Annotated in this window: 12 protein-coding genes; 8 read left to right on the plus strand and 4 right to left on the minus strand. The window is 68.7% G+C overall.

What is annotated here, in order from left to right:
• Nucleotides 1-37 precede the first annotated feature (37 nt).
• Complete coding sequence (locus MNQ99_RS15755; protein ID WP_422387469.1) at nucleotides 38-766, minus strand: DUF3027 domain-containing protein; 729 nt, start codon at nucleotides 764-766, stop codon at nucleotides 38-40.
• A 9-nt stretch (nucleotides 767-775) separates the two neighbouring features.
• Entirely contained in the window at nucleotides 776-1,159 is a 384-nt protein-coding gene (locus MNQ99_RS15760; RefSeq protein WP_127515223.1) for a cold-shock protein, read from the minus strand.
• Between the two features lie 231 nt (nucleotides 1,160-1,390).
• Here MNQ99_RS15760 and MNQ99_RS15765 point away from each other — a divergent pair, with 231 nt between their 5' ends.
• From MNQ99_RS15765 to MNQ99_RS15795, 7 genes are all read left to right on the plus strand, one after another.
• Nucleotides 1,391-1,645 (plus strand): hypothetical protein, encoded by a 255-nt coding sequence (locus MNQ99_RS15765; RefSeq protein WP_127515222.1) that lies wholly within the window; start codon nucleotides 1,391-1,393, stop codon nucleotides 1,643-1,645.
• A gap of 77 nt (nucleotides 1,646-1,722) precedes the next feature.
• Entirely contained in the window at nucleotides 1,723-4,335 is a 2,613-nt protein-coding gene (locus tag MNQ99_RS15770) for a helicase-associated domain-containing protein (RefSeq protein ID WP_241913605.1), read from the plus strand.
• Nucleotides 4,336-5,991 carry a DNA repair helicase XPB gene (locus MNQ99_RS15775; protein WP_127515218.1) on the plus strand — a complete coding sequence of 552 codons (1,656 nt, stop codon included), beginning with the start codon at nucleotides 4,336-4,338 and terminating at the stop codon, nucleotides 5,989-5,991. It begins immediately after the preceding gene.
• A gap of 112 nt (nucleotides 5,992-6,103) precedes the next feature.
• Nucleotides 6,104-6,931 (plus strand): class I SAM-dependent methyltransferase, encoded by an 828-nt coding sequence (locus MNQ99_RS15780; RefSeq protein ID WP_241913606.1) that lies wholly within the window; start codon nucleotides 6,104-6,106, stop codon nucleotides 6,929-6,931.
• Nucleotides 6,932-7,015: 84 nt separating this feature from the next.
• Nucleotides 7,016-7,726, plus strand: coding sequence for a response regulator transcription factor (locus tag MNQ99_RS15785; protein WP_127515214.1), 711 nt, complete (start codon nucleotides 7,016-7,018; stop codon nucleotides 7,724-7,726).
• A gap of 66 nt (nucleotides 7,727-7,792) precedes the next feature.
• Nucleotides 7,793-9,190, plus strand: coding sequence for a sensor histidine kinase (locus tag MNQ99_RS15790; protein WP_241913607.1), 1,398 nt, complete (start codon nucleotides 7,793-7,795; stop codon nucleotides 9,188-9,190).
• Between the two features lie 118 nt (nucleotides 9,191-9,308).
• Nucleotides 9,309-9,599 carry a WXG100 family type VII secretion target gene (locus tag MNQ99_RS15795; RefSeq protein WP_127515210.1) on the plus strand — a complete coding sequence of 97 codons (291 nt, stop codon included), beginning with the start codon at nucleotides 9,309-9,311 and terminating at the stop codon, nucleotides 9,597-9,599.
• A 31-nt stretch (nucleotides 9,600-9,630) separates the two neighbouring features.
• On the opposite strand, the gene MNQ99_RS15800 is transcribed toward MNQ99_RS15795, so the two are convergent.
• On the minus strand, nucleotides 9,631-10,635 hold the full coding sequence (locus MNQ99_RS15800; RefSeq protein WP_241913608.1) for a ribonuclease HI family protein: 1,005 nt from the start codon (nucleotides 10,633-10,635) through the stop codon (nucleotides 9,631-9,633).
• A gap of 51 nt (nucleotides 10,636-10,686) precedes the next feature.
• On the opposite strand from MNQ99_RS15800, the gene MNQ99_RS15805 reads away from it, so the two are divergent.
• Nucleotides 10,687-11,610: a DUF4031 domain-containing protein gene (locus MNQ99_RS15805; protein WP_241913609.1), complete on the plus strand. Its 924-nt coding sequence runs from the start codon at nucleotides 10,687-10,689 to the stop codon at nucleotides 11,608-11,610.
• 87 nt (nucleotides 11,611-11,697) lie between these two features.
• Here the strand turns inward: MNQ99_RS15805 and groL are convergent, their stop codons facing one another.
• Entirely contained in the window at nucleotides 11,698-13,326 is a 1,629-nt protein-coding gene (gene groL / locus MNQ99_RS15810; RefSeq protein WP_127515205.1) for a chaperonin GroEL, read from the minus strand.
• Nucleotides 13,327-13,612 lie beyond the last annotated feature (286 nt).

A 13,612-nucleotide genomic window follows, 5' to 3' on the forward strand; every position in this document is an offset into this window, starting at 1 on the left:
CTTCCGGCTGTAGAACCTGCCTCGTCGATCTGTCACGTCAGGACGTGGCTTCGGTGAAGTCCTCGGTCGCGTCGATTTCGGCCGCCTCTGTTATGCCCTCGCCGGCCGGAGCCTCGGCTGCCTCGTCTGTAGTGGCCGCCTCGTCCGCTGCGTCTCCGTCCGCAGTTGCAGGGGCCGCTTCGTCCGCTGTGTCTTCGTCCACGGCTGCAGCGGCTTCCGCGGTCACGTCTTGGCCCTCAGGCGCGGAGACTTCCCCTGTGTCCGTTGCGGGAGCCGCCTCGGCGACGTCCTGCGCTTCGGTTGCCGCGGTCGCCTCAGCCGCCTCGGCTGCCTCGGCTTCGGCCGCAGCCGCCACTTCTTCAGGGCGCACGCGGTCCGCCCACGGCACCCATTCGGGAGCAAGCAGCGAACCCTCGGACGGGAGCAGGCCCACTTCGCAGACCGTGGCTTCCTTGCCTCGCGGGACACGGGCCAACGTGGCATACCATTGCCAGCCCGCATAGCCCGCCAGCTTCGCCTCGAACCGGTGGGTAACCAAGCGGTCGCCGTCGGCAAAGCTGCCGACATGCGCACCGATCTGTTCGGCCGGGGCGATCTCCAGCACGCCCTCCCGAGCCCGGTCCACCGCGGCGGCCAGGACTAGGTCAAGCTTGGCGGTGCGACGCGCAGCACGACGCCGGGGCGCGGCCTCGGCCTCGGGCCCACCGACGACGGGCTGCTCCACGGGCGCGGTTTCAGCGCCGGAGTCGATCAGGTTTTCAGTCATCAAGTCCGCTTAAGCGTCCAGGTCGTCGGCTACACGGCGCAGCACCGCGGCAACCTTGGACGCGTGGGAGCGTTCCGGATAGCGGCCTCGGCGCAGCCCGTTGGAGATTTCGTCCAGCAGTTTGATCAGGTCTTCGGTGATCACGGCCATGTCCTCGGCCGGCTTGCGCGTTGCGCGCACCACCGAGGGAGCCGCGTCGAGGATGCGGGCGGACAATGCGGACGGCCCGCGGCGGCCGTCCGCGATGCCGTACTCCATCCGGGTGCCGGCCTTCACGTCCTTGACGCCGGCCGGCAGCGCAGAAGCATGCAGGAACACTTCCTGGCCGTCTTCACTGGCCAGGAACCCGAAGCCCTTTTCCGTGTCGAACCACTTGACTTTGCCGATGGGCACTTTGCTTACCTCGTTCTGCTTAAATGTCGCGGCGGTACCGCCCGCTGCTGCGTTCTTACCATGTGCCCCGCCGGCAGTACACCGGCCGCAGGTGCGGCCTCCGCGTGGCGGGGAAAGTCTGTCTCTAGATTAGCTTGTTCCGCCGACGGCGGAGTTTTGTGTGCGGCCGTTTCCGCTCCCGGCGTGCGGGCGGGATTGGGCCGCCGCACGGACGGGAGTTAATCTGGTGCCATGTCCGGAACAGTCCCCGCCCAGAATGCACCCCGCCCCGCCGAGTCGGGTGCGCTGCACCGCGTGCTGGTCTTTTCAGCCGTCGTCCTCCTGCTGGCAGGGCTGGGCAGCCTCGGCGTTATTCTGGCCGGCGCCATGACCGGCACCCCGGTGTGGACCGGTTTCATGGGCCTGGCGTGGTTCTGCTTCCCTATCGCCTTCGTGCTGATGGTGCTGCTGATGGCCGGCAGTATCCGGCGTCGCCGCAGCAGCTAGCGGCACCGCCGGAGCCGGCGAAGGCGGGTCCGGCCCGGGCTGCGTCGGCCGCAGTGGTGCGGGGTAACGTTAATCCGGTGTCCTCCATCCGTGCCCTGGCCGGCCAGTTGGCCGCCCGCAGCGACGCCGAGCTGCGCCAGCTGTTCAGCGCCCGGCCGGATCTCTGCCTGCCGCCCGTACCGGACTTTTCCGCCCTAGCCGCCCGGGCCTGCACACGGATCAGCCTCCAGCGGGTGCTAGAGAACCTCTCCCGGCCCGAGCTTGAAGTGCTTGAAGCAGTGGTGCTCAGCACCGATGTTGATGCCGATCGCGCCGCCGACGCCCGCTCCCTGCGGCCCCTGCTCGTGCCGCCGGCGGGCACAGCCGTCCAGCCGGACCTGGACTCGTACCTGGCCCGCCTGCAGGACCTCGCCCTGCTGGTGCGCGCCGAGCTGCCCTCGTCCGGCAACAATGCCTTTCCAGCGGACGACGGCGGGGACCTCCTGCTGCCCCCGGCCTACCTTCCGGTGGCCAGCCTGGCCGAAGCGCTTGGACCGTACCCGGCCGGACTGGGCCGAAGCTATGCCACCTTGGCCGCCTCCAGCACGGTGGCCGCGGATCATCTGCTCCACACGGTGCGACTGCTGCAAGAGACCGGCTATGAGCTGCCGACCAACATCCCCGATCCTGAGGGGAACGAAGGCGTCGGCACAGCGGCCGCCCGGGCGGCAGCCGCCCTCGACGGCTGGCTGGCCGACCCGCGGACCTGGCCGGCGCTGATGGCCCAGGCACCGGAGCACACCGACGAGCTGCTCGGAAAGTTCCGCCGTTCCCCGCTCGGCGCACTGCCGCACCCGCTGGCCGGCACCGGTCCCCGCGAGGCCACCTTACCGATCGATTGGCTGGCAGCGCACGGGCTGCTGGTTCCCATCGACGCATCGCATGTGGAACTCCCCTGGCCGGCCGGCCTGGCGGTCCGCGGCGGTGCAATGGCCGACCCGTGGCACACCCTGCCGCCCGCGATAGCTGCCGGGCAGGTCCGGAATTCGCTGCGCGACAACGCGGCCTACTCCGCCGCAGCCGAGACGCTGCGGTTGGTGGCCGAGCTGCTGGACCAGGTCCGCCGGGGCCCGGTTGTCACCCTCCGCGCAGGCGGCGTGGGCGTCCGGGAGGTCCGGCGGCTGGCGGACTCCCTGCGGATCGAAGCGGACGAGACCAGCTGGTTGCTGGAGCTGGCAGCCGCCGCCGGACTGCTCGTCCTGGACGTCGATACCTCCCGCTGGGTGGTCCACGCGGACGCCATGTTCGCCTCCTTGCCGCGCCAGGACCAGTGGCTGCTGCTCGTGTCGGCCTGGCTGCAGCTGGACCGCGCGCCTTCGCTGGTGGGTGGCAGGACGCCGTCGGACACCGCCATCAATGCGCTGGCCGCCGAAGCGTCCCGTCCCGATGCGCCGGCCGTCCGGCGCCGCGTTCTCGAAGCGCTGGAAGAACTGTGCCTGCCGGCGGCTTCCGCTGGCGGACCCGGCGAACCGGACGTTGCGGCGGATGCCGTACCGGACGCGGCTGCCACCGGCAGCACTCCGGCTCCCTCTCCGGACGCGGTCACCAGCTACTTGGTCTGGCGCCGGCCGCGCCAGCAGCGGCGGTTTGAGCGGCTGGTGCCGGGCATCCTTGCCGAGGCGGCACGGCTGGGGCTGGTGGGGTCCGGCGCGCTGACCGGGTTGGGACGCGCCTTGGCGCAGGCCAGGCTCGCCGACGCCGCCGAGCTGTTGGCCGGTCAATTGCCGGAACCGTTGGTCGAATTCGTGCTGCAGGCGGACCTGACCGCGGTGGCTCCCGGCTATCTGGCCCCGGACATCGCCGCCGAGCTGTCCCTCCTGTCCACCGCCGAAGGCCAAGGCCCTGCCGCCATCTACCGGTTCTCTGCGGACAGCATCCGGCATGCGCTTGACGCCGGGCGTGACGCGGCCGGGATCCTCGGCTTCCTGAGCCGGCACTCGGCCACCGACGTGCCGCAGCCGCTGGAGTACTTGGTGGAGGACACCGCGTCCCGGCATGGCGCGCTACGGCTCGGCGCGGCCGCCAGCTTCCTGCGCAGCGACGACGAGAACACGCTGACCGACCTGCTCGCCGACCCGCGCACCGCTCGCCTGGGCCTGCGCCGGCTGGCCCCCACGGTGGCCGTTTCGCGCACCGCGGCCCGCGAGCTGCTCGCCTCGCTGCGCCAGTTTGGCTATGCGCCTGCCCCGGAGGCCGACGACGGCGTGGCGCTGGGCGGCGCGGCGGGCACCGGCGGCGGGCGCGGCAACGGCAGCGGCGGTTTCGCTGCGGTCGGCACCCCGGCGGACGGTGCCGCGACGGCGAAGGCCGGCCGGGCGCCGTCGTCGTTCCCGGTGAAAACCAATCCGTGGGAACTCACCGCCGAAGCGACCGACGCCCAGCTCGCGGCGCTGCGGAGCACGGGTATTCCGGCCCGTCCGGCCGCCGAAGCGGGGCCGCTGCTGACGCTGGAGACGCTGCGGACCGCCATCCGGTTGAAGCAGCGGGTGCGGATCGGGATTGTGGATCCGGACGGCAACCACCGGCGGCAGGTCATGCTGCCGCTGTCCGTCAGCGGCGGCAGGCTGCGCGTGTTCGACCCCGACCGCGACAGCGAGCGCACCGTCTCCATCCACCGGGTGATGGACATTGAACTACTGGAGGGCAGCTGAATGGCCGACGGACCCTTGATCGTCCAGAGCGACAAGACCATCCTGCTGGAGGTGGACCATGAGCAGGCGAACGAGGCCCGGCATGCCATCGCCGCGTTCGCGGAGCTGGAGCGGGCGCCGGAGCATATGCATTCTTACCGGATCACTCCGTTGGGGCTGTGGAACGCCCGCGCCGCCGGCTTGGATGCCGAACAGGTGCTGGACACGCTGCTGAACTACTCCCGCTTCCCGGTGCCGCACGCGCTGTTGGTGGACATCGAGGAGACCATGTCCCGGTACGGGCGGCTGCGGCTGGAGAAGGACCCGCAGCATGGCCTGGTGCTGCGCACCACCGACTACCCGGTGCTCGAAGAAGTCATGCACGCCAAGAAGATCCAGCCGCTGTTGGGCCCGCGGATCGACGCCGAGACCACGGTGGTGCATTCCTCGCAGCGCGGGCAGCTCAAGCAGCTGCTGCTCAAGCTCGGCTGGCCCGCGGAGGACCTGGCCGGCTATGTCGACGGCAGGCCGCATCCGATAGCGCTGGCCGAATCCGCGAAGCCGGGCGGCTGGCAGCTGCGGCCGTACCAGCGGCTGGCCGTGGAGAACTTCTGGGCCGGCGGATCCGGCGTCGTGGTGCTGCCGTGCGGGGCCGGCAAGACGCTGGTCGGCGCGGCCGCCATGGCCACCAGTTCCACCACCACGCTGATCCTGGTCACCAACACGGTCTCCGCGCGGCAGTGGAAGGACGAGCTGGTCCGGCGGACCTCGCTGACAGCCGAGGAGGTGGGTGAGTACTCCGGCTCGGTCAAGGAAATCCGGCCGGTCACCATCGCCACCTACCAGGTGCTGACCATGCGCCGCGGCGGGCTGTACCCGCACCTTGAGCTGCTGGATGCCAACGACTGGGGCCTGATCATTTACGACGAGGTACACCTGCTGCCGGCCCCGATGTTCCGGATGACGGCCGACCTGCAGGCGCGGCGGCGGCTGGGGCTGACTGCCACGTTGGTGCGCGAGGACGGCCGCGAGGGCGAAGTGTTCTCGCTGATCGGGCCCAAACGTTATGACGCCCCGTGGAAGGACATCGAGGCGCAGGGCTACATCGCCCCGGCCGACTGCGTGGAAGTCCGGGTGGATCTGCCGCGGGACGAGCGGGTGGCGTACGCCATGGCCGACGACGGCGACAAGTACCGGCTGTGCGCGACCTCCCCGACCAAAACGCCGGTGGTGGATGCGCTGGTGAAGGCGCACGAGGGCGAGCAACTGCTGGTGATCGGACAGTACATTGACCAGCTGGACGAGATCGCCGAGCATCTGGACGCGCCGGTGATCAAGGGCGGCACCTCGGTCAAGGAACGGCAGCGGCTGTTCGGCGCGTTCCGCCGCGGCGAGCTGCAGACGCTGGTGGTCTCCAAGGTGGCCAACTTCTCCATCGACCTGCCCGAAGCCACCGTGGCCATCCAGGTCTCCGGATCGTTCGGTTCCCGGCAGGAGGAAGCCCAGCGGCTGGGCCGGCTGCTGCGGCCCAAGGCGGACGGCCGGTCCGCGCGGTTCTACACCGTGGTGGCGCGGGACACGCTGGACCAGGACTTCGCCGCCAAGCGGCAGCGTTTCCTGGCCGAGCAGGGCTACGCCTACACCATCAAGGACGCCAAAGACGTGGTGCAGGGATAACCTCTTCGCCCCGTCTTCGCCGCGGAGAGCCGGTGTTCCGGCCCGCGGCGGGCGGACGGACGGCCTCGGTCCGGGCGTACACTCGTGGCATCCCGACCGGTTGGAGGCTGCTATGGACATCGAAGACGACGTCGCCGCCCACTATGAGCATCCCGGCCTGGAGGCCCTCATCCTGGACGGATTGGCTGCGCTTGGCCACGATCCGGACAACATCGACCCGGACGTGCTGGCGGCGGCGGACCAGCTGCACATCGGCGGCACCGACGCCACGCAGTCGGTGGCCGAAGGGGCCGGCCTGCGCGCCGGTATGCGGGTGCTCGACGTTGGCTGCGGGATAGGCGGGCCCGCCCGCTATCTGGCCCACCATCTGGGCGTCACGGTCCAGGGTGTGGATCTGACGCCCGGGTCGGTGCGGACGGCCGAATCGCTCACCCGGCGCTCCGGGTTGGAGGCGCTGGTCCAGTTCAGCGTGGCCAGCGCCCTGGAGCTGCCGTTCGACGACGGCAGTTTCGATGCGGCGACCATGCTGCACGTGGGCATGAACATTCCCGACAAGGCGGCCGCCTTCCGCGAGATACACCGGGTGCTGAAGCCGGGAGGCATCTTTGCGCTTTACGACATCATGTCCATGTCCGCGAGCACTCCGCAGTTCCCGCTGCCTTGGGCATCCACACCGGCCTCGTCATTCCTGGAAGACCGCACCGGATACCTTGCCGCCCTGACGGCGGCCGGCTTCCGGCTGGAGGGCGAACGCAACCGGCACGGTTTCGCTGTCGAGTTCCTGCAGCGGACTCAGGACAAGATGTCCGCTTCCGGTGCTCCGCCGCTGGGCATGCACCTGCATATGGGCACGGACGCCAGGGTGAAGATCGGGAACCTGGCGGCGGGAGTCCGGCAGGGCACGCTTGCCCCGGTGGAGCTGTTCAGCCGCCGCGGCTGACCGAGCCGCCGCCCTCAGCGCAGGCCATGATTGCCTGCAGCATCCATTCAGCAAACTCCCAGAAACCGGGAGCACACTGGGAACGTGAAAAAGCCTGAGCCCGAAGCCAAACTGCTGGTCGTCGACGACGAGCCGAACATCCGGGAACTGCTGTCGACTTCGCTGCGGTTCGCCGGGTTTGAGGTAGTGGCTGCCGCCAATGGCCGCGAGGCTTTGGACGCTGCCGAAGCACACATGCCCGATTTGGCCGTGCTTGATGTCATGCTTCCGGACATGGACGGCTTCACCGTGACCCGCAAGCTCCGGGCCGCCGGCCGTCATTTTCCGGTGGTCTTCCTGACCGCCCGGGACGAGACCGAAGACAAGGTCACCGGCCTGACGGTGGGCGGCGACGATTACGTGACTAAGCCGTTCAGCCTGGACGAGGTGGTGGCCCGGATCCGGGCCGTGCTCCGCCGCACCCGGCCTCTGCTGGCGGACGACGCGGTCATCCAGGTGGATGACTTGGAGCTCGACGACGACGCGCACGAAGTCCGCCGCGGCGGCGAAGTCATTGACCTCTCCCCCACCGAGTTCAAGCTGCTGCGCTACCTGATGCTGAACCCGAACCGGGTGCTGTCCAAGGCGCAGATCCTGGACCATGTCTGGGAGTACGACTTCAACGGCGACGCCTCGATCGTCGAGTCCTACATCTCCTACCTGCGGCGGAAAATCGACACGAATCCGGACACGCCGCCGCTGATTCAGACCAAGCGCGGCGTGGGGTACCTGCTGCGTACGGCCGACCGCCGCTGATCGATGGTTGAACGCTGGAGGTCAGCATCCCTGCGGTCGCAACTGGTCCTGATCATGGGTGTGCTCATGGTCGCCACCCTGACGGTCATTTCGGTGCTAACCCTGACCCTGCTGCATGACACGCTGGTGAAGCAACTCGACGCTGACTTGCTTAAGAACCGCCAGGCCATCTCCTCCTTCCTGGTCCGCGAGGCGACCAACCCCACCCAAAACCCCTACCCGTCAGAGCGGTACTACGGCGCTTTGCTGTCACGCGACGGCCAGATCAGCATCGATACCAACAACCCCGACGACCGCCCGGACCTGCCGACCATTTCTCCGGACGAGGCGGCCGCCGTCCAAGGCAAAGGTTTCTTCGTTCCGGGGATCGAGCGGGACAGCGACGGCTGGCGGGTGTTTGTGACGCCGCTGCAAAATGGTGCCGGCTCCGTCGCAGTTGCGGTGAGCTACAACGAGGTCAACGAGACCTTCAACAAGGTTTCGGTGAGCACACTTCTGATCGGCGTGTCTTCGACGGTCGCGGCCATCGGCATCGCATGGCTGGCGGTGACCCGGTCCTTCCAGCCCTTGAGCCGGGTGGACAGAACAGCCGCAGCCATTGCCGCCGGCGACCTCTCGCGCCGCGTTGAGGTGGTCAACCCCGCATCCGAGGTCGGCCGGCTCGCCAGTTCGTTGAATGCCATGCTCGCCCACATCGAAACAGCCTTCGCCTCGCGTAGCGCTTCCGAGCAGCGGATGCGCCGTTTCGTTCAGGATGCCTCACACGAACTGCGCACCCCGCTGGTCACCATCCGCGGCTTTTCGGAGCTGTACCGGCACGGGGCGCTGCAGTCGCCGGAGGACGTCGGCGCCGCGATGGGCCGAATCGAAAGCGAAGCCAAGCGCATGGGCCAACTGGTGGATGACCTGCTGACGCTGGCCCGGGTGGACGAACAGCGTCCCCTCGAAGCCAAACCGCTGGACCTTCTTATGCTCGGCAACGATGCCGCCTTGGACGCGCGGGCCAGCGCACCGGACCGGGTGATCACCGTGGTGGGGCTCGACGGCGGTGCGCCGCGGCCGGCCCCCATCCGCGGCGACGAAGCCCGGCTGCGCCAGGTGGTGGCCAACCTGGTCACCAACGCCCTGCGCTACACCCCCGAGGGTTCGCCGCTGGAGATCGCCGTCGGCGTCCAACCGGTGATCGACGACCGGCTGGATTCCGTCCTCGAGATCCGCGACCATGGTCCCGGTATTTCCGAAGACGAGGCGGCGCGGGTGTTCGAACGCTTCTACCGGGCGGACACTTCACGCCATCGCGAAACCGGCGGGACGGGCTTGGGCCTAGCCATCGTTGCGGCCCTGGTGGCCCAGCACGACGGCACGGTACGGCTGACGGAGACGCCGGGCGGCGGCGCCACCATGTCCATCAGGATCCCCTTCCATCCGCAGGCGGACGAAGACGAGCCCTTCGACCTCGGCTAATCCACAACGCTCCCGACGCATCCGGTTATCCACAACCGGCGGCCGGAGCCTCGCGGCAGCGTCCACGGCTGCCTAGCCTGAACGGTGTCGGATAGATACACCACCAGCGGAGGACACCATGGCCGTATTCCAAGTAGACAGCGAGGCCCTCGCCGCCAAGAGCATGGCGGTGCAGGGCACCATCGGGCGGCTGCAGGCGGAGGTGAACACCATGCAGTCCGGACTGCGCGAGTTGGAGTCGCTCTGGACCGGCGCGGCGGCAGCGAACTTCCAGCAACTCGTCACGGACTGGCGGGCCACCCAGCTGAAAGTGGAGGAATCCCTGGCCAGCATCAACGCGGCGTTGTCCCACGCCTCGCAGCAGTACCTGCAGGCGGAGGAAGCCAACGCCCGGATGTTCCTGGCCTGAGCACTGTCCGGCCGGGTGCGGGCGCCGCCGCTCAGCCCTGTTCGGGTGTGCCCTGGTGGAAGCGCAGGCGCCACTGTTGGCCGTCCCGCAGCCAGAGCGAACTGCGCAGGGCGGACCCCTCGCGGCGGATACTGCGGTAGGTCAGCAGGATGCTGTCTTCGCCGAGCCGTTCGACGGCGAAGACCTCCAGCGAGGCATCCAGCTCAGGGCTTTCCTGGAGTTCGCTGATCATCGCGTCCCGCGTCCACATCCGGCCGGCTTCGCCGATCTCGGCGAAGTCAGGGTGCAGCAGCACAGCCAGCCGGCCGAAGTCCGCGCGGACCGCGGGGCTGAGAAGTTGCTGTTCCAACCGGACCACCAGCTCTTCCGGCGACCCCTCGGCCGCCTCGTCGCTGGCGAAGTCCTCCAGTTCGGAGAACAGATCCGGTTCAGGGGTCATTGCCACTGCCGGCCGTGACCCGTTGCGGGCAGGAAGGGGCTCCGCCGCTGGGCGGCCGGCCGGGCTGGTTCCCGCACGGGCGGCGCCGGACGACGCAGCTCCCAGGACCGCGCTGCCCGAGGTGCCCGGTCCGCCCGGGAACCCCGGACCCGCCGGAGCACCGGTTCCGTTCTGGAAGGCCACGGCCACCGCGCGGGCCCGTTCGTCGGCGGCCTCGTTCAGCGGGTGGCCGGCGTGGCCCTTGACCCACTCGAACTCGTAGCTGCGTCCCTTGATCACTTCGTCGATGTCCTTGAGCAAGTCGACGTTCAGCACCGGCTTCCCGTCGGCCTTCTTCCAGCCGCGCCGTTTCCACCCCGGCATCCACTTGGTCACGCAGTTGATCACGTACTGGCTGTCGCACAGCACGCGCAGGTGCTCCTGGGGCACGTGCGCGGTTGCCCGGAACAGATCCAGCACGGCCATTAGTTCGCCTTGGTTGTTGGTGCCGTGCGGCCAGCCGCCGGCAGCCCACGCCGTGTTGTCGATGTACCAAGCCCAGCCGGCCGGACCGGGGTTGCCGAGGGCGGAGCCGTCGGCGGCAGCAGTGATAGTCATGATTTCCATCTTTTCAGATCCGGCCGACATTCCTGGCCCTAGGCTGGGCAGGTGGCAATACTTATCGATCCTCCGCTCTGGCCCGCCCACGGCACGCACTTCTCGCACCTCGTCTCGGACAGCTCGCTGGCCGAGCTGCACCGCTTCGCCGCGGCCGCCGGGATCCGCGAGCGTGCCTTCGACCGGGACCACTACGACGTGCCGGTCAGCCGCTACCGCGAACTGGTCGAGCTGGGAGCTGTCGAGGTCAGCGCCGGCGAGCTGACCCGCCGGCTGCAGGCCAGCGGGCTACGCGTCCCGGCCCGGCAGCGCCCGGAAAAACTGCGCCGCGTACTGCTGGGTCGGTGGAACGAGTTGCTGCCCGGGCAGGAGAATCTGGGCCGCGGACTGCTGGAGCGCTGGGCGGAACCGCACCGCCATTACCACGGCCCCGGCCACCTGCTGGCGGTCTTGGAAGCGCTGGGGCAGCTCGCGCCGTCCGTGGACTCCGGGCGCCGGCCGCGCGCGGTGTGGCTGGCGGCCTGGTTCCACGACGCGGTCTACAACGGCCGCGCCGGCCAGGATGAACAGGAGTCCGCGGACCTGGCCGCAGCCAGCCTGCCTCCCGCGGGCATCGGCCCTGACGAGACGGCCGAAGTGGTCCGGCTGGTCCTGCTCACGGCGGAACACTCCCCCGGCCCGCAGGACGAATCCGGGGCGCTGTTGTGCGATGCCGATCTGGCCGTCCTCGGCGGAGCGCCGGCAGAGTACCGTAGCTATGTCCGCAACGTCCGCCAAGACTATGCCCACGTGGCCGACGCCGACTTCGCCGCCGGACGCACCGCCGTCGTCCGCCGGCTGCTGGAACTGGACCCGCTGTACCGCACACCTGCAGCGCGGGAGAAGTGGCTGGAGCGCGCCAAGCGGAACCTGTCCGCGGAGCTGGATGCCTGGCAGCTCGAGGGCCCGGACTGGCTGCGCGCGGACAGGGGTTAAAACCGCAAGGCGCGGCTCCCGTGCTGGGAACCGCGCCTCGCGTCAACCATCGCCTGTTTACCAGGCCGAGGTAGGTGGCAGGGAAGCTTAGAAGCCGCCCATGCCGCCCATCTCGTCGCCACCCGGCATGGCCGGAGCGGACTTCTCCGGCTTGTCGGCGACAACTGCTTCGGTGGTCAGGAACAGACCGGCGATGGAGGCCGCGTTCTGCAGGGCAGAGCGGGTCACCTTGACCGGGTCGTTGACGCCGGCAGCCAGCAGGTCCTCGTACACGCCGGTGGCAGCGTTCAGGCCGTGGCCGTCACCCAGTCCACGGACCTTGTCCGCCACAACGCCCGGCTCCAGGCCGGCGTTGAGGGCGATCTGCTTCAGCGGAGCGTCGATGGCAACCTTGACGATGTTGGCGCCGGTTGCTTCGTCGCCCTCAAGGCTGAGGTTGGCGAATGCCTTGGCGCCGGCCTGGATCAGGGCCACGCCGCCACCGGCGACGATGCCTTCCTCAACGGCAGCCTTCGCGTTGCGGACGGCGTCCTCAATGCGGTGCTTGCGTTCCTTGAGCTCAACCTCGGTTGCGGCACCGGCCTTGATGACTGCCACGCCGCCGGCCAGCTTGGCCAGGCGCTCCTGCAGCTTCTCGCGGTCGTAGTCGGAATCGGAGTTCTCGATCTCGGCACGGATCTGGTTGACGCGGCCGGCAATGGCGTCGGCTTCGCCGGCACCTTCGACGATGGTGGTCTCGTCCTTGGTCACGACCACCTTGCGAGCCTGGCCCAGCAGGTCCAGGGTTGCGTTCTCCAGCTTCAGGCCGACCTCTTCGGCGATGACCTGGCCGCCGGTCAGGATGGCGATGTCGGCCAGCATGGCCTTGCGGCGGTCGCCGAAGCCCGGAGCCTTGACGGCCACGGACTTGAAGGTGCCGCGCATCTTGTTCACGATCAGGGTGGCCAGGGCCTCAGCCTCGACGTCCTCGGCGATGATCAGCAGCGGCTTGCCGGACTGCATGACCTTCTCCAGGATGCCAACCAGGTCCTTCACGTTGGAGATCTTGGAGTTGACGATCAGGATGTACGCATCCTCGAGGACCGTCTCCTGGCGCTCGGCGTCGGTGACGAAGTACGCCGACAGGTAGCCCTTGTCGAAGCGCATGCCCTCGGTGAGCTCCAGCTCCAAGCCGAAGGTGTTGGACTCCTCGACGGTGACGACGCCTTCCTTGCCGACCTTGTCCAGGGCCTCGGCGATCAGCTCACCGATCTGCGGATCTCCGGCGGAGATGGACGCGGTGGCGGCGATCTGTTCCTTGGTCTCGATTTCCTTGGCGGAAGCGATCAGCTCGGCGGTGACAGCGTCAACAGCCTTCTCGATGCCGCGCTTCAGGCTCAGCGGGTCGGCGCCGGCAGCAACGTTGCGCAGGCCTTCCTTGACCAGGGCCTGGGCCAGAACGGTTGCGGTGGTGGTACCGTCACCGGCGACGTCGTCGGTCTTCTTGGCGACTTCCTTGACCAGCTCTGCGCCGATCTTCTCGTACGGGTCGTCGAGCTCGATCTCCTTGGCGATGGAAACACCATCGTTGGTGATCGTGGGAGCGCCCCACTTCTTCTCGAGTACGACGTTGCGGCCACGCGGGCCGAGGGTTACCTTTACGGCGTCGGCGAGGATGTTCAGTCCACGCTCGAGGCCGCGGCGGGCCTCTTCGTCAAATGCAATGATCTTTGCCATAGCGGCTTACGTCCCTTCTGGACAATAGACACTGGACGCAGCTTTTGACGGCTGCTGGCCACCTGCGGTGCCCGCGACGGACGGCTCACGACGACGGCGATTTCGGTACGCCGCGCCGCTCACCTCACATCAGGTGGCGGGTTTCACCCCCCACGGAGACTTCTTAGCAGTCGGCCCGCGAGAGTGCTAACTCAATAATTAGCACTCGACGGTGTCGAGTGCAACCTGTTGGGCGGCTCAATCAGCCCACTTCGCGGAGGGCGAATCACCCTGACCCACCCCGGGC

The sequence above is a fragment of the Arthrobacter sulfonylureivorans genome (genome assembly GCF_022637435.1).
In the GTDB taxonomy this organism is placed as follows: domain Bacteria; phylum Actinomycetota; class Actinomycetes; order Actinomycetales; family Micrococcaceae; genus Crystallibacter; species Crystallibacter sulfonylureivorans.

Excerpts from the sequence above, each read along its gene's own strand:
- groL (WP_127515205.1), bottom strand. The coding sequence starts at position 13,326 with ATGGCAAAGATCATTGCATTTGACGAAGAGGCCCGCCGCGGCCTCGAG.
- MNQ99_RS15780 (WP_241913606.1), top strand. The coding sequence starts at position 6,104 with ATGGACATCGAAGACGACGTCGCCGCCCACTATGAGCATCCCGGCCTG.
- MNQ99_RS15800 (WP_241913608.1), bottom strand. The coding sequence starts at position 10,635 with ATGACTATCACTGCTGCCGCCGACGGCTCCGCCCTCGGCAACCCCGGT.
- MNQ99_RS15755 (WP_422387469.1), bottom strand. The coding sequence starts at position 766 with ATGACTGAAAACCTGATCGACTCCGGCGCTGAAACCGCGCCCGTGGAG.
- MNQ99_RS15775 (WP_127515218.1), top strand. The coding sequence starts at position 4,336 with ATGGCCGACGGACCCTTGATCGTCCAGAGCGACAAGACCATCCTGCTG.
- MNQ99_RS15790 (WP_241913607.1), top strand. The coding sequence starts at position 7,793 with ATGGTCGCCACCCTGACGGTCATTTCGGTGCTAACCCTGACCCTGCTG.
- MNQ99_RS15795 (WP_127515210.1), top strand. The coding sequence starts at position 9,309 with ATGGCCGTATTCCAAGTAGACAGCGAGGCCCTCGCCGCCAAGAGCATG.
- MNQ99_RS15765 (WP_127515222.1), top strand. The coding sequence starts at position 1,391 with ATGTCCGGAACAGTCCCCGCCCAGAATGCACCCCGCCCCGCCGAGTCG.